The sequence below is a fragment of the Oerskovia sp. Root918 genome (genome assembly GCF_001428945.1).
GTDB lineage: Bacteria > Actinomycetota > Actinomycetes > Actinomycetales > Cellulomonadaceae > Oerskovia > Oerskovia enterophila.
Map to the genome: position 1 here is coordinate 891,363 of NZ_LMJG01000001.1, position 18,288 is coordinate 909,650.

Annotated in this window: 13 protein-coding genes; 10 read left to right on the top strand and 3 right to left on the bottom strand. The window is 67.0% G+C overall.

The window, feature by feature from the left end:
• On the bottom strand, positions 1–534 hold the full coding sequence (locus ASE27_RS03815) for a GtrA family protein (protein ID WP_082608469.1): 534 nt from the start codon (positions 532–534) through the stop codon (positions 1–3).
• Positions 535–635: 101 nt separating this feature from the next.
• Between ASE27_RS03815 and ASE27_RS03820 the strand changes: the two genes are divergently transcribed.
• The 3 genes from ASE27_RS03820 (at position 636) to ASE27_RS03830 (ending at position 4,734) form a co-directional block, all read left to right on the top strand.
• Positions 636–1,871 (top strand): 5-(carboxyamino)imidazole ribonucleotide synthase, encoded by a 1,236-nt coding sequence (locus ASE27_RS03820; protein ID WP_056645946.1) that lies wholly within the window; start codon positions 636–638, stop codon positions 1,869–1,871.
• 3 nt (positions 1,872–1,874) lie between these two features.
• Entirely contained in the window at positions 1,875–2,447 is a 573-nt protein-coding gene (purE, locus tag ASE27_RS03825) for a 5-(carboxyamino)imidazole ribonucleotide mutase (protein WP_056645948.1), read from the top strand.
• A 151-nt stretch (positions 2,448–2,598) separates the two neighbouring features.
• Positions 2,599–4,734 carry an acyltransferase family protein gene (locus ASE27_RS03830; protein ID WP_082608470.1) on the top strand — a complete coding sequence of 712 codons (2,136 nt, stop codon included), beginning with the start codon at positions 2,599–2,601 and terminating at the stop codon, positions 4,732–4,734.
• A 23-nt stretch (positions 4,735–4,757) separates the two neighbouring features.
• Here the strand turns inward: ASE27_RS03830 and ASE27_RS03835 are convergent, their stop codons facing one another.
• Together ASE27_RS03835 and ASE27_RS03840 are read right to left on the bottom strand one after the other, a co-directional pair.
• Positions 4,758–5,678 carry a glycosyltransferase gene (locus ASE27_RS03835; protein ID WP_369818981.1) on the bottom strand — a complete coding sequence of 307 codons (921 nt, stop codon included), beginning with the start codon at positions 5,676–5,678 and terminating at the stop codon, positions 4,758–4,760.
• Positions 5,608–6,597: a glycosyltransferase gene (locus tag ASE27_RS03840; protein ID WP_235535336.1), complete on the bottom strand. Its 990-nt coding sequence runs from the start codon at positions 6,595–6,597 to the stop codon at positions 5,608–5,610. Before ASE27_RS03840 ends, ASE27_RS03835 begins: the two co-directional genes overlap by 71 nt.
• Positions 6,598–7,312: 715 nt before the next feature.
• Here ASE27_RS03840 and ASE27_RS19660 point away from each other — a divergent pair.
• The 7 genes from ASE27_RS19660 to ASE27_RS03875 all read left to right on the top strand — a co-directional run bounded on the left by ASE27_RS19660 (position 7,313) and on the right by ASE27_RS03875 (position 17,767).
• Positions 7,313–8,446: an LCP family protein gene (locus ASE27_RS19660; RefSeq protein ID WP_235535337.1), complete on the top strand. Its 1,134-nt coding sequence runs from the start codon at positions 7,313–7,315 to the stop codon at positions 8,444–8,446.
• Between the two features lie 163 nt (positions 8,447–8,609).
• Positions 8,610–9,797 (top strand): UDP-galactopyranose mutase, encoded by a 1,188-nt coding sequence (gene glf / locus ASE27_RS03850; RefSeq protein ID WP_056645958.1) that lies wholly within the window; start codon positions 8,610–8,612, stop codon positions 9,795–9,797.
• Positions 9,794–11,809 (top strand): glycosyltransferase, encoded by a 2,016-nt coding sequence (locus ASE27_RS03855; RefSeq protein WP_056645961.1) that lies wholly within the window; start codon positions 9,794–9,796, stop codon positions 11,807–11,809. Before glf ends, ASE27_RS03855 begins: the two co-directional genes overlap by 4 nt.
• Positions 11,806–12,675: an ABC transporter permease gene (locus ASE27_RS03860; protein WP_056645963.1), complete on the top strand. Its 870-nt coding sequence runs from the start codon at positions 11,806–11,808 to the stop codon at positions 12,673–12,675. The genes ASE27_RS03855 and ASE27_RS03860 overlap by 4 nt, the downstream gene beginning before the upstream one ends.
• Positions 12,676–13,398: an ABC transporter ATP-binding protein gene (locus ASE27_RS03865; protein ID WP_056645966.1), complete on the top strand. Its 723-nt coding sequence runs from the start codon at positions 12,676–12,678 to the stop codon at positions 13,396–13,398.
• An 8-nt stretch (positions 13,399–13,406) separates the two neighbouring features.
• The gene (locus tag ASE27_RS03870) at positions 13,407–15,686 is read left to right on the top strand and encodes a hypothetical protein (RefSeq protein WP_056645970.1); all 2,280 of its coding nucleotides are present in this window, start codon (positions 13,407–13,409) and stop codon (positions 15,684–15,686) included.
• Complete coding sequence (locus ASE27_RS03875; protein ID WP_082608472.1) at positions 15,683–17,767, top strand: acyltransferase family protein; 2,085 nt, start codon at positions 15,683–15,685, stop codon at positions 17,765–17,767. The genes ASE27_RS03870 and ASE27_RS03875 overlap by 4 nt, the downstream gene beginning before the upstream one ends.
• Positions 17,768–18,288: the final 521 nt, after the last annotated feature.

Here is an 18,288-nt window from a genome sequence, read left to right on the forward strand (position 1 = left end):
TCAGGCTCCCGTGAAGACGAACCTGCGGTAGCTCACGTAGCGGAAGACGTTGGCCAGGGCCAGGCCGACCACGTTCGCGGAGATGTTCTCCGCGAGCGGCGAGGTCAGGCCCAGGACGCTCGTCGAGAAGGCGAGGCACCCGATCGAGATGGCCATGCCGACGGCGTTGACGAGCAGGAAGCCGACCAGCTCGCGCGTGCGCTGCGTGGTGCGCCGGTCGGAGAACGTCCAGTAGCGGCTGCCGAGCCACGAGACCAGGGTCGACACGACGACGGCGAACGCCTTGGCCTCGAGGGGGCTCGAGCTGAGCGCCTCCCAGGGGCCGAACCGCAGGAGGTTGAAGACGCCGAGGTCGACGAAGAACGCGATCGTCCCGACGAAGCTGAAGCGTCCGAGCTCGAGGAGCCGCGCGGCGACGCGCGCACGGCGCAGCGCCCCACGAGGGCGGCCGTCGACCGGCCCGCGAACGGCGGATTCACGGACGGTGGACGCCCCGGCGGGTTCGAGCACGAGCTCGTCGACCTGGCTGGACATGGTCGGCAGGGTACGCCGTCGACCTGGGAACAATTGCCAGGAGCAACCGATTGCTGGGACGGGTCGGCCGGAGCCGTGCCGAGCGACTACCCTCGGTACACGTGTCAGCACCAGTGATCGCCGTTGTCGGAGGCGGGCAGCTCGCCCGCATGATGGCCCCTGCGGCCGGTGAGCTCGGGGTGCACCTGCGGGTGCTCGTCGAGGCCCCCGGGTCGTCGGCGGCCCAGGTCGTGACCGACGCCCCGGTGGGCGCGGCCGGGGACGAGGCCGCGGTGCGAGAGCTCATCGCCCCGACCGACGGCCGGGCGCCCGCGGACGTCCTCACGTTCGAGCACGAGCACGTGCCCAACGACCTGCTCGCCGACCTCATCGCGCACGGCACCCCGGTGCGCCCCGCGCCGCACGCGCTGGTCCAGGCGCAGGACAAGATCGTCATGCGTCGGCGGCTCACCGAGCTCGGGGCCCCGTGCCCGCGCTGGGCGCCCCTGCCGGTCGACCCCGAGGCGGGCCACGCGAGGCTCGTCGAGTTCCTCGCCGAGGTCGGGGGGCAGGCCGTGGTCAAGACCTCGCGCGGCGGCTACGACGGCAAGGGCGTGCGCGTCGTGTCGTCGGCCGACCAGGCCGCGGACTGGCTCGCGGCGGCCGCCGCGGGCGGACCGCAGCTCCTCGTCGAGGAGAAGGTCCCCTTCACGCGTGAGCTCGCGGTCCTCGTGGCCCGCCGTCCGAGCGGCGAGGTGCGCACCTGGCCCGTGGTCGAGTCGATCCAGCGCGACGGCGTGTGCTCCGAGGTCGTCGCGCCCGCGCCCGACCTCACGGAGGCCGAGGCCGAGGAGGCCCGGACCGTCGCGGTCGCGATCGCCGAGGGGCTCGACGTGACGGGCGTGCTCGCGGTCGAGATGTTCGAGGTCCTCGACTCCTCGGGCGACGGTCGCCCCGCCCGCCGTGTCCTGGTCAACGAGCTCGCGATGCGCCCGCACAACTCGGGACACTGGACCATCGACGGCTCGGTCACGAGCCAGTTCGAGCAGCACCTGCGCGCCGTCCTCGACCTGCCGCTGGGCGACACCTCGCCCACGGCCCCGTGGACCGTCATGGCCAACGTGCTGGGGTCGAGCCTGCCCCGGCTGACCGACGCCCTGCCCGCGGTCCTGGGGGCGTTCCCCGACGCGCGCGTCAACCTGTACGGCAAGGACGTGCGCCCGGGCCGCAAGCTCGCCCACGTGAACGTGAGCGGCCATGACCTGGTCGAGGTCCGCCGTCGGGCGCTGGGCGCCGCCGCGCTGCTGCGCGGCGAGACCCTTCCCGAGAACCCCACCACCGACGAGACGAAGGCCTGAGACATGACGGAGAACGCTGCGACCAGCACGCACACGCCGACCGGCACCCCCGTCGTGGGGATCGTGATGGGGTCCGACTCCGACTGGCCCGTCATGCAGGAGGCCGCGAACGCGCTGCGCGAGTTCGGCGTGGCCATCGAGGTCGACGTCGTCTCTGCCCACCGCATGCCCACCGAGATGATCGACTACGGGCGCAGCGCTGCCGAGCGCGGACTGCGGGTCGTCATCGCGGGCGCCGGGGGAGCGGCGCACCTGCCGGGCATGCTCGCGGCCGTGACCCCTCTGCCGGTCATCGGGGTCCCCGTGCCCCTGCGCTACCTCGACGGCATGGACTCGCTCCTGTCGATCGTCCAGATGCCCGCGGGTGTGCCCGTCGCGACCGTCTCGATCGGGGGCGCGCGCAACGCGGGCCTGCTCGCCGCGCGCATCCTGGCCTCGGGCGTCGACGACGACGCAGCGCGCCTGCGCGAGAAGATGGTCGCCTTCCAGGAGGGGCTGAGCGAGCAGGCGCACGCCAAGGGCGCCGCGCTGCGTGCCTCGGTCGCCGGGGAGCGCCGGACGGGGTTCGGGGCGTAGGCGGCCGCGCGGCTTTTTGCCCGCACAGACCGAGCACGTAGTATGCCCGGACCGGGAGGGCAGGGCGACGAGCCGTGCCGGGGAGCGCGCACAGGTGCGTGCTCGGTGGGGGCACCTCGGTGAACAGGCCGACCGATGAAGGAACCCGACCGTGACCCTCCCGACGGAGAGCATCGCCGCGCGACCTGAGGTGGCGACGGCCGCAGACCCGGCCTCCCGTGCGGTTGCCGCCGCACCTACCCCGAGACGACGCGACCTCGACGGGCTCCGCGCCGTGGCGATCCTGCTCGTCGCGATCTACCACGTGTGGGTCCATCGGGTGTCGGGCGGTGTCGACGTCTTCCTCATGCTGTCGGGGTTCTTCGTCGGTGGGGGACTGCTCCGGAGCTTCGCCCGCGGTACGCCGGTGAGTCTGCGCACCTACCTGCCCAGGCTCGGACGGAGGCTGCTGCCCGCCCTGCTCGTCACGCTCCTCGGCGTGCTCGCGGCGACACTCCTGATCCTGCCGCGCACCCGGTGGACCGACATATCCTCCGAGACGCTGGCGTCCTTGTTCTACGTCGAGAACTGGCGACTCGCCCTGTCGGGCCAGGCCTACGGCGCGGCCGACGTGGGGCAGAGCCCCCTGCAGCACATCTGGTCGCTCTCCGTCCAGGGCCAGCTCTTCGTGCTGGTGCCGGTGCTCCTGCTCAGCCTCTGGTGGATCGGCCGACGCTGGGACCCGCGAGTGCGGCTGCGGCTCGTGCGCGTCGCGGTCGTCGTGGTCGCGGCCGCATCCTTCCTCTACGCGATCGTCCTTGTCGGCGTCGACCAGCCTTTCGCGTACTACGACACCTTTGCCCGCGCCTGGGAGTACCTGGCGGGGACCGTCCTCGCGCTCGTCGTGGTGAAGGTCTCCTGGTCACGGACGGCCAGGGTCGTCGCCGGCTGGCTGGGTCTGGTGCTGATCCTCGCCGCCGGGGTGCTGCTCGACGGTGGTGCGGTCTTCCCCGGACCTCTGACCCTGGTGCCGCTCGCGGGGGCCGCGCTGCTGATCCTTGCCGGGACGGGACCGGTGCAGGTCGGGGTGTCGCGGCTGCTCGCCTGGACACCCTTCGCACGCGCCGGCGAGTACGCGTACGCGTTCTACCTGTGGCACTGGCCCGTCCTCGTCTTCGTGATCGCGATCCGCGACCGGCCCGTCGGCTGGTTGGCAGGGACCGGTGTGCTCTTGGTGTCGGCCGGACTGGCGTGGGCGACCAAGCGATGGGTCGAGGATCCGCTGAGGGACGGCTCGGCCGTCGTCGCTGGGAGATCGGTCGTCTCGTCCGGTGTTCGGCACGGGCGGGTGTGGAGGGTTGCAACCGGCGCGATCGTGATCGCGGCCCTCGTCGTCGGAGTCGTCGCAGGTCCGACGTTGTGGCTTGGCTACCTCGAGTCGGCACGGAGGACCGCTGCATTGACGGCTGAGAAGAACGATCTCGACGTCTACCCCGGCGCCATGGCGATCGCCGCGCCGGAGGAGTTCCGCGTCCTCCAGGGGGTGCGCCCTGTGCCGATCCCGCTCTTGGCCGGGGAGGACCTCGTCGGTGCCACACGCGACGGCTGCGTTTCAGGCGCCGAGGACCCTCGGAGTATCCGGTGCGACTACGGAGAGGCTGGCGCGGCGACGACGCTGATACTGGCCGGTGGTTCGCACTCCGAGCACTGGGCGGACGCCCTGGACACACTGGGACGCCAGCACGGCATCCACGTGGTGACCTATCTGAAGGTGGGGTGCGCGTTGTCCTTCGGGAGCAGCGGGACCGAGTACTTCAACGAAAGCTGCCGAGAGTGGAACAGCGAGGTGTACGAGCAGATCCGTCAGATCTCTCCCGACTTCGTGTTCACGACCGCGACGCGCCCTGCCTGGATGCTCCCCGAACGTCCAGGCAACGAGTACGTCCCGGATAGCTACCTCGAGCTCTGGAACCAGCTCGTGGGGGAGGGCATCTCAGTAATCGCGCTTCGGGACAACCCTTGGTTCGACGTCTCGGTACCCGAGTGTCTGGAGCGGTACGGTATGGCCGCTGACGAGTGCAACGCGCTGTCCACGAGATTCCTCGACGAGACGAGTCCTACGGACCTCATCGAGCCGGTAGCGGGGGTCGAGTTCATCGATCTTACCGATGTCCTCTGCCCGGAGGGCGTCTGCGCGTTCGTTCAAGGCAACCGAGTCGTGTATCGAGACAGCAACCATCTGACGAAGAGCTACGTGGACTCGCTCCTCCCCGTCCTCGAGGTGCGGCTTCTCCCCCTTCTCTCCTAGTGGAGGCAGCACTCCGAGTTCGCCTAGCGGGACCTGTCCAGCAGGAAGGCTCGGTAGATCTGACGTCGCAGAACCTCGGGTACCAACCGGTAGCCTCCGCGGACTGCCACGTTTCGTACGAACTGGGGCACGGTGGAGAATCCGCTGCGACGCAGGCGCCACTGGAGTCGAAGCTCGGAGAGAAAGAGCTGTCGACCTCCACGACGGGCGTAGGCCCCAGCACCGACCCGGTACAGGACGAGTGGTTCGGGCACGTTCAGAACTCGGGGGCTGCGCATGATCATGCGCGCGAACAACCAGTAGTCCTCCAGCAGAGGAAGGTCGAGATAGCCGCCGGCGGACGCGACGGCCGTCCGTCTGTACACCACGCTCGGGTGGTTGAAAGGTGAGTGGAAGCGCGCGCTGCGGACGATGTCCTCGGAGGTGAGCGGAGGGGTGCGCACGACACCGCGGGACGCCACGCCTTCGTCCGCGAACTCCTCGATCGCTGAGCCGACGATGTCGAGTCCCCCCATCACCAGGGGGATCTGGACTGCGAAGCGCTCGGGCCGGCTGATGTCGTCGGCGTCCATCCGGGCGACTATCTCGTAGGAGCAGCGCTCGAGCCCCTGCTCGAGGGCTCGAGCCAGCCCGACGTTCTCGGCGAGCTCGACGACCACTACCGGGACGGGACTCGTGGCGACGAGCTCGTCGAGCGTCTGCCCGAGCTCCGGGCCGACGGGTCCGTCCCGGACGATCACGACCTCGTCGGGCATCAGAGTCTGTTCCGTGGTCACCGACCTGAAGGCCCGGCGGAGGAACGCTGGGAAGTCGCGGTGGTAGACGGGCAGCAGGACGGAGAACCCGGTGTCGGCGGCCGCCGACGGTTCGGCCTCAGGCACGGCCGGCGCCGGACTCGATGTCGCGGACCTCGTCCGTCGGCACCCCAGCTCCGTCGAGCACACGCACGGTCGGCCGAGGTGCTCGGAAGATCCCGTCGCGCAGTCCCTTGAAGCCGGCCTTGCGGAGGACCTCTCGGTTGGACGAGCCGGCGAACGTACGCCCCCAGCGCCGGAGCGAGGAGCCGGTGTACAGGATCCTCTCCTCCGGGGAGAGCGAAGGAGACCGGGTCAGCATCCAGAGCTTGTTCCGGACTTCGAAGTAGAACCGCTCACCCGGGTCGACGTCGGTCGCCCCGAAGACCTTCGTCCGGTGCTCGACGACGCTGCCTGGCACGTACAGGCCGATCCCGCGACGCAGGAGGCGGCACGAGAACTCGAAGTCGTCGTTCCAGATGAAGTAGTCGGCGACGGGCAGCCCGTGGAAACGGATCGCCCGCGTGTCGACGAGCATCGAGACGAACGACGAGGAACGTACGGGAACGGCACCGACCGCGACGGAGTCCTTGATCTCGTCACCCGTCGCTCCAGGGCGTCTGCGCGGGGTGTTCATCGGATGGTCGCGACCGTCGTGCCAGACGACCCTGCTCCCGAGGAGTGCGACCGGTTCGGGATACTCGTCGCGCGCTCGGACGAGCTCCTCGAGGGCCGTGGGCGTCGGGATCGTGTCATCGTCCATGAGCCAGACGCACTCGGGGTCGAACACGCTGAGTGCATGGGCGATACCGGCCGCGAACCCCCCGGCGCCGCCGGTGTTGCGGCTCAGCGACAGGACCTCTGCGCCGATCGGGTGCTCGGACGCAACCACCTCGGAGTCGTCGTCGGACCTGTTGTCGACGACGACGACCCCCGCCAGCCGGTGAGTCTGCAGAGCGAGCGCGTCGAGCGCCTCCTTGAGGAGGTCCCGCCGGTTGTAGGCGACGACGACCGCGACGACGGACACTTCGTGCTCAGGGGTGGGCGAGGGAGATTCTGGTGCTGGCACGCTGGAAGCGTACCCGAGGCGAGTCTGCACAAGTCCTCCACCCGAAGTGCTCGCTGCTCGCTCTGGCTCGCGCCACACGAGCAATAGGCTCTATTCCCGTGACGACCTGCTCGCGTTCCCTTCCAGTCTCCGGCCGTGCCTCCACCGCGCCGGACTCCTCGGGTGGCACGATCTCCTTCATGACGTGCGGAGTCGCCCTGTCCCTCGACAGCCGAGCAGGCGAACGGCCCCGCTCGCCCGACGGCGCCACGTCGGTCGGCAGCTGAGGTCACCGATGTCGCACGAAGAGTCGCAGTCCGGGCGCACTCGCCCCCCCAGCTTCACGCCTCAGTCGGGGCGGGCAGCCCGCCCGCCGAGCGCCAACGATGCCATCGCCGTGGGTTCGGACGGTTCTCGGGCGCCGTCCCCTCGGCCGCAGGAGCCCCTCTCGCCCGACGTCCCTCTCTCGGCGGAGCCACGGATCAAACGGCAGTCGTCGCGCAGCGCGTCCTCACCGCAGTCCCGCCCGGGAACTCCTCCCTCCGCGACGCCCGCTCGGCCCGTCGGTGGCCGTGACCCGAGAGCCGACGACGGCTCGGCCGCCTCACCCCCGCGGCGAGCAGCGTCGAAGATCGAGGCCCCTCCGTCCGTCGCGCCGGCCTCGGGTCGCCAGTCGCGACCCGTGAGCGCCCCGGTCCGTGCGGCGGGAACCCCGGGACCCGATCGTGGTCGGCCCGTGAGCGAGCCCGGCCAGCCCGGCTCGATCCGCCCCGGAACCACGAACCGCACGGCTGCGGGCTCACCATCCTCCCGTCCGCGTCCTGCCCCGGCGTCCGGTGGTCAGGGTGCTGGGCGCCCACCGATCACCCGCTCGGCGCCCACCCGCCCTCGGCTCGACGTCCCGTCGACGCGTGGCGGGTCCGGTTTCCGGCTCCGCAAGGGGCGTCTGGCTGCCGTCGTCGGCGTCTTCGCCCTCGTGCTCCTCCTGGCCTGGCCGATCGGGCTGCTCGTGTGGGCGAACGGGAAGATCCAGCATGTCGAGGCCCTGTCCGGGGCCGCAGGCACTCCGGGCGAGACCTACCTCCTCGCGGGTTCCGACGCCCGTGGTGAGGGCATCAGCGAGGACGGCACGGAGGGCGCTCGCACCGACACGATCATGCTGCTCCACAAGCCCGGCAGCGGTCCGGCGTCGCTCATCAGCCTGCCCCGTGACACCTACGCGGAGATCCCCGGCAAGGGCGCCTCGAAGCTCAACGCGGCGTACTCGTGGGGCGGGGCACCGCTTCTCGTCCAGGCGGTCGAGCAGCTGACCGGGCTGACGGTCGACCACTACATCGAGATCGGCTTCGGCGGCGTCGAAGGCATCGTGGACGCGGTCGGGGGCGTCGAGCTGTGCCTCGACTACGACGTGAACGACGCCCGGAGCGAGCTCGTCTGGACTGCCGGGTGCCACCCGGCAGACGGTCACACGGCTCTTGCGTTCTCGCGGATGCGCTACTCCGACCCCCAGGGGGACATCGGCCGCGCCGAGCGCCAACGGCAGGTCATCGGAGCCGTCAGCCAGAAGGCCGCGGACAAGAGTCTCCTGTTCAAGCCCGGGACACAGGTCTCGCTGATCGACGCCGGTCTCGCCTCGCTCGTGGTCGACGAGAAGACCGGCATCGTCGACCTCGGCAAGATGGCACTCGCGTTCCGCGAGGCCAACGGACCAGAAGGGATCACGGGGACCCCGCCCATCTCCAACCCCGACTACCGTCCGGGCGGAGCCGGGTCCACGGTCCAGCTCGATCCGGAGCTCAGCCCCGCGTTCTGGACCGACGTCCGTGACGGGAAGCTGCCGAGCGGGGTCGTGGGCGGTCTGCCGCAGTAGGTGACCGTCGTGGCCGGGTGCCGCGCACCGTAGGCCACCACGAGACGGGTGCAGCGGTTCGTGAACGTCTTGTGGTGAAAGGCGAGGGGCGCCAGCTTGCGTCGAGTCGGGTCAGGGGCGCGCGCTACGATTGCCCGGCTGTCATCCCAATCAAGGAGTATGTGTGGACGCGGATCTTGTCGTCGTGGGGTCAGGCTTCTTCGGCCTGACCGTCGCTGAGCGAATCGCTGAGGAGTATGGCCGCAAGGTCCTTGTCATCGACCGGCGCCACCACATCGGTGGCAATGCCTACAGTGAGGCTGAGGCAGCGACCGGCATCGAGGTGCATCGCTACGGCGCCCATCTCTTCCACACCTCGAACGAGCGGGTCTGGGAGTACGTCAACCGCTTCACGTCGTTCACCAACTACGTCCACCGTGTCTACACGACTCATCGTGGCGAGGTCTTCCCCATGCCGATCAACCTGGGGACGGTGAACCAGTTCTTCCGGTCCGCGCTCGGCCCGCAGGCCGCGCGTGACCTCCTCCAGGAGCAGGCCGCAGAGCTGGGGGGGCGGCGCCCCAGCAACCTGGACGAGCAGGGCATCTCGCTCATCGGTCGTCCGCTGTACGAGGCGTTCATCCGGGAGTACACCGCGAAGCAGTGGCAGACGGATCCGAAGGACCTGCCTGCCAGCATCATTTCGCGGCTCCCTGTCCGCTACACGTACGACAACCGGTACTTCAACGACACGCACGAGGGTCTTCCGGTCGACGGGTACACCGCCTGGATCGAGCGCATGGCTGACCACAAGAACATCGAGGTCCGACTTGGTGTGGACTTCTTCGACGAGAGCCAGCCGGTCAACAAGGCGAACGTCGTGGGGAACGTCCCCGTCGTGTATACGGGGCCCGTCGACCGATACTTCGACTATGCCGAGGGAGACCTGTCCTGGCGGACGCTCGACTTCGAGGAGGAGGTGCTCCCGGTGGGGGACTTCCAGGGCACCCCGGTCATGAACTACGCCGACGCGGACACCCCCTATACGCGTATCCACGAGTTCCGGCACTTCCACCCGGAACGGGACTACCCGACGGACAAGACCGTCATCATGCGGGAGTTCTCTCGCTTCGCCGAGAAGTCGGACGAGCCCTACTACCCGATCAACACGTCCGCGGACCGTGAGCGCCTTCTCGCTTACCGCGATCTCGCGGCCAACGAGAAGGACGTCCTCTTCGGAGGACGACTCGGCACCTACAAGTACCTCGACATGCACATGGCGATCGGTGCGGCGCTGTCCATGGTCGACAACAAGCTCGCAGGTCACTACGCGACCGGCGCCGGCATCGAGAGTGGAGGAGTGGACGCATGAGCACGGAGACCGTCAGTCAGCCCGAAGGTCTGAGCGCCGACAAGAGCGAGAGCTACCGGGTCGTTCAGCGAGTGATCCTTCCGCTCGAGTCTGACTCGGACTCGCTCCCGTTGTACGTCGAGGCGGGCGAGTTGCGCGCGCAGCAGATCGCCACCGACCTGGAGTCGATCTGGGGCGGCCAGCGGCGTCCGGACTCGCTCTCGACCGGAGCCGAGTCGGTTCGCCCGCAGGACATCAACGGGCGCTTCTCCATGTCGGTGCGACCGGGGCGGCGAATTTCGTTCGCCACGTACTTCAACGCGTTCCCGGCAAGCTACTGGCGCCGTTGGACGGTCGTGAAGTCGGTTCGGCTCACCGTTCACACAGAGGGCAGCGGTACGGTCATCGTCTATCGATCGAACGCACGGGGCGTCCAGCAGCGAGTCGAGTCGATCCACGTCGATGGTTCGTCGACGAAGCACCTGGACCTGTCGTTGGGGCAGTTCGGGGACGGCGGCTGGTACTGGTTCGACGTCGTCGGCGGCGCGACGGCCGTGGTTCTCACTGGAGCTAACTGGTCAGTTCCGGACGAAGGGCGTTCGAACGGGTCCACGAGCATCGGAATCACCACGTTCAACCGTGCTGACTACTGCCTTGAGACGATCAGGACCGTCGCGGCGAGCCCTGAGGTCAGGGAGGTCCTCGACGAACTGATCGTTGTCGATCAGGGAAGTCAGCTCGTTCGTAACGAGGACGGATTCGACGAGGTCGCGGCTGACCTGGGCGACCAGCTGCGCATCGTCGAGCAGGGCAACATCGGTGGGTCCGGTGGGTTCTCCCGCGGGATGTATGAGACCGTCACCGCTGGTAAGAGCGACTACGTGATCCTCCTGGATGACGACATCGTGCTCGAGCCGGAGAGCGTTGTCCGACTTGTGACCTTCGCCGACTTCTGCAGGGTGCCGACGCTGGTCGGCGGACACATGTTTGACATGTACAACCGCTCCACGTTGCACACATTCGGCGAGATCGTCGAACCTTGGCGTTTCCAGCCGGGCCTGCCTCACGCCGACATGGTGAACGGCCACGATTTCCGCGGGAACGGACTGCGGTCCACACCTTGGCTGCACCGCCGCGTGGATGTCGACTACAACGGATGGTGGATGTGTCTCATCCCGACGTCCGTGATCCGTGAGATCGGTCTCTCGCTGCCTGTCTTCATCAAGTGGGACGACGCGGAGTACGGGCTGCGGGCTCGCGCCAACGGCTATCCGACGGTCTCGCTCCCGGGCGCGGCCGTATGGCACGTCTCCTGGGCCGACAAGGATGACCTGGTCGGGTGGCAGGCATACTTCCACGAGAGGAATCGCCTCATCACGACACTCATGTACTCGCTCTACGACAAGGGTGGCCGAGTGCTGCGTGAGTCGAGCTACATGGACGTGAAGCACCTCATTTCTATGCAGTACTTCTCCGAGCATGGGCGACTCGATGCAATGAGAGACGTCCTGGCAGGCCCCGACGCGCTGCACGGCGTCATCGGTACCAAGCTCCCTGAGATCCGTGCGCTCATGGCGCAGTACACGGACGCGCAGTACAAGCCTGATGCCGATGCGTTCCCCGCTCCGGTGACGAGCAAGCCGCGCAACAAGGGGAAGGGCGTACAGGTCCCGAACAGGGTGACACTCTTGCCTTGGGCCGCACGAACCGTGATCCGTCAGATCGCGCTTCCGGTGGACGAGTCCTTGCAGGAGCAGCCTCAAGGCAGCATCTCGCATCAGGATGCTCGATGGTGGAAGCTCTCGCAGTATGACAGTGCCATCGTGTCGAACGCCGAGGGCACCGGCGCTTCGTGGCATCGGCGGGACCCTCAGAAGGTTCGGACCATGCTTGCCGAGGGGATCAAGCTGCATGCGCGTCTCTTCTCGGAGTGGTCGACCCTTCGCCAGCAGTACCGCGACGCCTTGCCTGAGATCACCTCCTTCGAGGCGTGGGAGAAGACGTTCCGGGCCAACCCGCCGACGGGACGATGACCGGCAGCACAACCGTCGAGACGCCTCTGGTCGAGCCCGGTCGTGGCCAGGGGCTTCTTGACGTCTTTCGCAATCGGTACCTCCTGCGGCTTATCGTCAAGAAGGAGGTCCGCGTCAGATATCGCGGGTCGGTGCTCGGGATGTTGTGGTCGTATGTCAAGCCCGCGGTGCAGTTTCTCGTGTTCTTCGTCGCGCTCGGTGTCTTTCTCGAACTGAACAAGGGTACCGAGGACTACGCGGTCTATCTCTTCTCGGGCATCGTCGTGATCAACTTCTTCGGTGAGGGTTTCTCCAACGCGACTCGTTCAGTGGTTGGCAACGCTGCGCTGATCCGGAAGATCTACCTACCCCGTGAACTCTTCCCAGTCTCGTCCCTGTGGGTCTCGGCGGTGCACTTTCTGCCTCAACTCGTCGTCCTCCTCGTCGGCGCACTGGTCGCCGGTTGGCGACCGAACGTCGCGGAGCTCGCCGCAGGGGTCTTGGGCTTCCTGATCGTCTCGCTGCTCGCGCTCGGCCTAGGGCTGCTTTTCGGAGCCATCAACGTCCTCTATCGAGACGCCGAGAATTTTGTCGATCTCATCGTCATGGTGGCGACGTGGGCCTCCCCGGTGCTCTACCCGTGGAACAAGGTCTACGACAATCTGCCCTTCGACTGGATGTTCGTCGTCTACCAGCTTAATCCGCTGACGGCGGCCGTGGAGCTCTTCCACTACTGCTTCTGGTATCCGGGAACGACGGGGCCCGTCGAGCTCCCGCCGAACATGTGGACCTTCGGGTACATCGCCTTGGGGACGGCTCTACTTCTTCTGGTCCTTGGTCAGTCCGTCTTCCGGCGCCTCGAGGGGCGCTTTGCTCAGGAGCTTTGAATGGTCAACAGCATCGAGGTGCGTGACGTGAGCAAGCGGTTCACGCTTCGTCATAACCGCTCTCTCAAGGAATTGCTCATGTCGTCGATCCGTCGGCAGAAGCTGGCCGATGACTTCCTTGCTCTCGACGGTATCGACGTGACGATAGAACAAGGGGAGACGGTCGCGCTCCTCGGTTTTAACGGGTCAGGCAAGTCCACGCTGCTCAAGCTCATTTCCGGTGTGCTGCGCGCGGACACTGGCTCTGTGAGGACTCGTGGTCGGGTAGCGGGCCTGATCGAGGTGGGGGCTGGGTTCCACCCGGACCTGACTGGTCGCGAGAACGTCTATCTCAACGGTGCGATCCTGGGAATGACGGAATCAGACATCTCGAGTCTCTTCGACGAGATCGTTGCATTCAGCGAGATTGAACGGTTCATCGACACCGAAGTGAAGTTCTACTCGTCGGGGATGTTTCTCCGACTCGCCTTCGCTGTCGCGGTGCACTCGGACCCAGAGGTCTTTCTGATCGACGAGATCCTTGCGGTGGGTGACGAACCCTTCCAGCAGAAGTGCCTCAGGAAGGTCCGCAGCCTTCGCGACGAGGGGAGGACGCTCGTCATCGTGAGCCATGACCTGGACATGGTCGCGGGGCTGTGCGACCGCGGAGTCCTTTTGGAGAGCGGGAGGGTCCGCGCTGACGGACCGACCTCGGACATGGTCTCTCTCCTCCGGGCAGGATGACATCTCCTATGACGATCGAGCAGCCGACGGTGACGTCGAAGACCAGCAGCCCTGACCTATCAGACCGTGAGGAGCATCGGAGCGTTCCCGGACAATCAGGATGGGACGCGTTCGTCGCCTGGGAGGGGCGTCGTCGGGACGGGGTCGTGATCGCGGTCGCGTTGGTCGTCACGAGCGCGGTACTGGCACTCATCCCCTACCTATTCTTCGACCGATTCTACTTCTCCGATGACACCCAGACCGGTGCCTACGGCATCTGGGTGTCGATCGGTGAGCACTTGAGGGCGGGCGAGATCCCGTTCTTCGAGCCGTCTCGGTGGATGGCGGGAAACTACATCGTCGAGGGGCAGTGGGGAACGTTCAACCCGCTCATCATGCTGCTGGGCCTAGGCGCCAGCTTTGCCGAGAGCATGGTCCTCTACGCGACGATGGTCAAGGTAGTCGCGTTGGTCCTCGCGGCAGGCGGTTGGTACCTCCTGTTCCGCTCCTACGGTGCGAACGCTGTGCTGGGCTTCCTGGCCGGCGTCCTCTCCACGCTGTCTGGTTTCACGGTCTACATCGACGCAGCCTCCTGGGTCACAGGGCTCTTCGTCTGGGCGCTGCTGCCTTGGGCATGGTGGGCGATACGTCGGGTCGTCGGGAAGTCCGGGAACCCGTTGCTAGCCTTCGTGACCGGCTATTTGGTCGTCACAATCGGCTACGTGCACGGGACCATCATGCTTGCCGTCGTCATTGCCGCCACGATCGTCGAAGCGATGATCGCGAGACGGCGGGTAGAAGCGCTCAAGGTGCTTCTGGTGGGCCTGCTGGTCGGGATGGTCGCGCTTGCTGTCTACCTCCCCGGCCTCCTGAGTGCTCCGGTCACTGCACGTAACAGTGCAGGGATCTTGAACGATAACTTCATGTCACCCGACCTGTCGGGCCTGTCGACCTCATGGATCGCGACCGCACAACCGTGGATCACCGGATTTTGGGGATTGCCCACCCCCGGACCGATCATGTACATCGCGTGGCTGCTCCCTGCAGTGCTCTTCGTCCAGCCTCGCCGTGCTCGTGCGGCACTCACGGGTGTCGCAGGGCTGCTGATCGTGGGCACGATCGCTGCGCTCTTCGTGCTGGGTCCCAGCGCGGTGGGACCTTTGCGCTTTCCTGCGCGACTCTTGCCGTACCTCTCGGTCTGCCTGCTGGGCGTGGTCGCAGTCCTTCTGTCTCGCGCTGCGGCGCGTCCGTCTGTTCGCCGCATCGTTGCGGTGGTGGTGGTGGTGGTGGTCGGCGCCTACTTCGCGTTCGCCGAGGCGCCCGGGTCGTGGAAGGCCTATGGGGCAGCGACGTTCGTCGCGCTCGTCGGGCTCGTCGCGCTGGGCATCACGTTGCGCCGTCACGGCACGGTCTCGGGGCGGCGGGTGCTGGCTTCGGGGCTAGTGGTGACGGGTGTCCTGACCCTTCTTCAGCATGCCGTCATTCCCACCTCGCCGCTCCCGGACTACGGACTGCCGGGTGAACGGTCCGCGTATTCGGAACAGCTGAGCGGGGTCGAGGGCGACGTGTTCGTCGTCGGACAGCCGCAGTCGCTCGCCTTCCCGTGGGACGAGGTGCTGTTCGCCAACCTCTGGTACCTCAACGACGCGTCCGTGCAGAACGTCTACACGCCCGTGATGTTCCGCACCTACGCCGAGGACCTCTGTGTCAGCGCGCACGGAAGCTCGTGCTGGGAATCCCTCGACACCCTCTTCGGGGTGGACCCGGCGACGTCTGTACCGCTCGTCGATCTGCTCTCAATCAACGCTGTGCAGATCGTCCGACGAGATGATGGCGGCGCGAACGACCCGTTCGCGAACGCCGTCCCGCCCGCGGGGTGGCACGTTCGAGACCAGGGGCTGGCGACCGTCGTCTGGGAGCGTGACCTGGCGGTGGACACAGCGGGCGGCGTCGTGTGGAGCTCCGAGGGGGTCCAGCTGTCGGACATCGAGGTCACTCCCACGGCCGTCACGTTCACGGTTCAGGAGATTCCGGAGGGGGGCGGCTCGGTGGTCATGTCGAGGCTTGCGTGGCCGGGGTATAGCGTCACGGGAGGAGCCCGGCTGGACGATCCCGTGCGTGACTATCTTCTGACCCTCGAGGTGCCTGCCACAGCGACAGGCGAGCGAGTGACCGTTACGTTTACTCCGCCGGGATGGGGCTTCGGTCGCGCTGCCTTGGTCGGATCGGTCGGCGTCGTGCTGGTGTGGTCGCTCGTCGAGTTCGTGGGAGGGGTTCGGCGTAGGGCCCACCGACAGGTCGGGCCGTGACCGATGTGCTGCGGACGCCACGGCACGGTCTGACCCCGCGCCGTGGAAGGAAGTCCGCCGCGCGGCTCGACATTCAAGGGCTCCGCGCGCTTGCCGTGGCTCTAGTGATCGTGTACCACCTGAGGCCCGGTCGCTTGCCCGGGGGGTTCATCGGTGTCGACGTCTTCTTCGTGATCTCCGGTTTCCTCATCATCGGCTCGCTCACTCGGGAGCTCGAACGGGTCGGGCGGATCTCTCTCGTCGACTTCTACGGACGTCGCATCCGGCGCCTGCTCCCCGCGGCGACGCTCGTCATCGTCTCGACCGTGATCGGGTCCCTGCTCCTGCTGCCCGTCTCGCAGTGGAAGAAGGTGATGACAGGAGCGCTCACCTCTGCTCTCCAATTCCAGAACTGGGCGTTGGCCTTTGGCGACGACGAGTACGCGCAGGCCACGGCCGGCGTCTCGCCGTTCCAGCACTTCTGGTCGCTCGCCGTGGAGGAGCAGTTCTACGTCGTGGTTCCGCTGGCAATGGTCGGTGCGGCGATCTTTGCCCGGGCCATGAGGCTGGCAGTACGCCGAACCGTGTTCCTTCTCCTCGGAGTCGTCGTGGTGGTGTCTCTCTCGTGGTCGGTCTACTACACGGCCGCACGCCCTGACGCCGCGTATTTTGTGACGACGACGCGTGCCTGGGAGCTTGCGATCGGTGGTCTGACGGCGCTGATCGTGACGAGAATCTCCTGGTCACGTGCACTTCGGACGATTGTCGGCGTGCTGGGACTCGTCGCCGTCCTGGGCTCCGCGCTGACGTTCAACACGTCGATGGGCTTTCCTGGATGGGTGGCGCTGGTCCCGACACTCGGGACCGTTGCGATCGTTCTCGCCGGGTCGACGTTGGGCGACCAGGCAGTCGTGCCTCGTCTGCTCTCAACGGCCCCCGTCGTCTGGGTCGGTGACATCTCGTACAGCCTCTATCTGTGGCACTGGCCCTTCATCGTGTTCGCCCTAGCGCTCACGGAAACCTCGCACCTCACGCTCGTCGACGCCGCGCTCGTGCTCCTGGCAAGTGTCCTGGCGGCAACGTTGTCGACGTACTACGTCGAGGCGCCCTTCCGTCGCCAGTCGAGCAAGGTCGCGGATCGCTCGTCCAGAAGTGTCCGAGCCCGCCCGTTCGTGCTGGGCACGGTCTTGATGACGACGTCGGTCGTCGTTGCAGCAGCCCCTCTCGCGTACATCGCCCAACGGACGTCCGACGCCCCGGTCGCCATCGATGCGCTGCACCCGGGCGCCGCGGTCTTCGATGGAGCGAGTGAGTTCAAGACAGCGCCACTGGCGCCGGACCCCATCGTGGCGAAGGGCGACGTTGCACTGGTGAACCGCGACGGCTGTATCGAGGTCGACATCACGTTGAGCGATGCAGTCGGAGAGGCTTGCCGCTACGGTCAGCCGGACAGCGTTGGATCGATCATGCTGGTCGGGGACTCTCACGCTGGTGTCCTGAGCACTCCGTTGGAACTGATCGCGAAGAGAAACGGCATGAACATGACCGCGCTGGTCCGTAACGGGTGCCCGTTCAACGTGGTGCCCATGCACAGTGGTGGTGTTCCGTTCGCGGACTGCGCCGAGCGGAATGAGCGCAACCGCGACATGATCCTCGAAGAACGCCCCACCCTGGTCGTGGTCACCGGAATGACCAGCTATGGGTACGACGAGGCGTTGAACTGGGACTGGGAGAGCTTCGACGCGGCAGTTGAGGGATACCGGGCGACGCTCCGACCTCTTGTGGACGCTGGAGTCCCTGTCGTTGCTGTTCGTGACACTCCGTACATGCCGTTCAGTGTTCCTGACTGCGTGTCTGAGCACGGTCGCGACTCGTCGGAGTGTGATATGCGCCGTGATGCGCTCGAACGGCAGGCGGACCCGCTGATCGCGGCAGTAGAAGGGATGCAGGGCGCCCACATCGTCGATCTCACGGACGGCCTCTGTGGTGCTAACGTCTGCCGCTCCGTCGAGGGCAACGTCCTTGTGTACCGGGACAACCACCTCACGGACACCTACGCGAAGTCACTGACGTCGCGGCTGGAAGCAGGGCTTGGACTCTGACCGTCCGGTGGTGCCAACGCTAGGATGCTCCTTCCGGCGTCATTGTGAGCAGGCCCAGGGGCCGGGCTCCCTGCTCGTGTGATCGCCCCTCCGACGTTCTCCACAAGCCCGCCGGAAGCAGTTTCGGCCGGGAAGCGCAACAAGCTTCTCACCAGGCGACATGGTGGGTAGATGGCCGTCGCCGCTCTCAACGCTCGACCTATGGAGCACGAGCTGCGGATCCGGACCCAGGTCAGGGCCTCGGTGACGACGGTGACGTGGTCGTCTGCGGTGGCCGTGTCGTGCTGCCCGGTAGCCGCGTCGCACCGCTCGATCTCGTAGCCGCCCAGATCGTCGGTGCGCCGGCCGAGATGGAGCAGTCCAGGGTTTCGTCGTGTGGGTAGATCACTAAGAGCGCGTTGTCGGTGGCGTTCGGGTCCGCGATCATTCTGAGCAGGCCGACGTCGTCGGGGCCTCGACGTAGCCTCCGTCCTCGGTGTCGGCGTAACCCATCACCCTCGGCGAGAGTCCCCGGCGCGTCC

Excerpts from the sequence above, each read along its gene's own strand:
- ASE27_RS03815 (WP_082608469.1), bottom strand. The coding sequence starts at position 534 with ATGTCCAGCCAGGTCGACGAGCTCGTGCTCGAACCCGCCGGGGCGTCC.
- ASE27_RS03855 (WP_056645961.1), top strand. The coding sequence starts at position 9,794 with ATGAGCACGGAGACCGTCAGTCAGCCCGAAGGTCTGAGCGCCGACAAG.
- ASE27_RS03860 (WP_056645963.1), top strand. The coding sequence starts at position 11,806 with ATGACCGGCAGCACAACCGTCGAGACGCCTCTGGTCGAGCCCGGTCGT.
- purE (WP_056645948.1), top strand. The coding sequence starts at position 1,875 with ATGACGGAGAACGCTGCGACCAGCACGCACACGCCGACCGGCACCCCC.
- ASE27_RS03865 (WP_056645966.1), top strand. The coding sequence starts at position 12,676 with ATGGTCAACAGCATCGAGGTGCGTGACGTGAGCAAGCGGTTCACGCTT.
- ASE27_RS03870 (WP_056645970.1), top strand. The coding sequence starts at position 13,407 with ATGACGATCGAGCAGCCGACGGTGACGTCGAAGACCAGCAGCCCTGAC.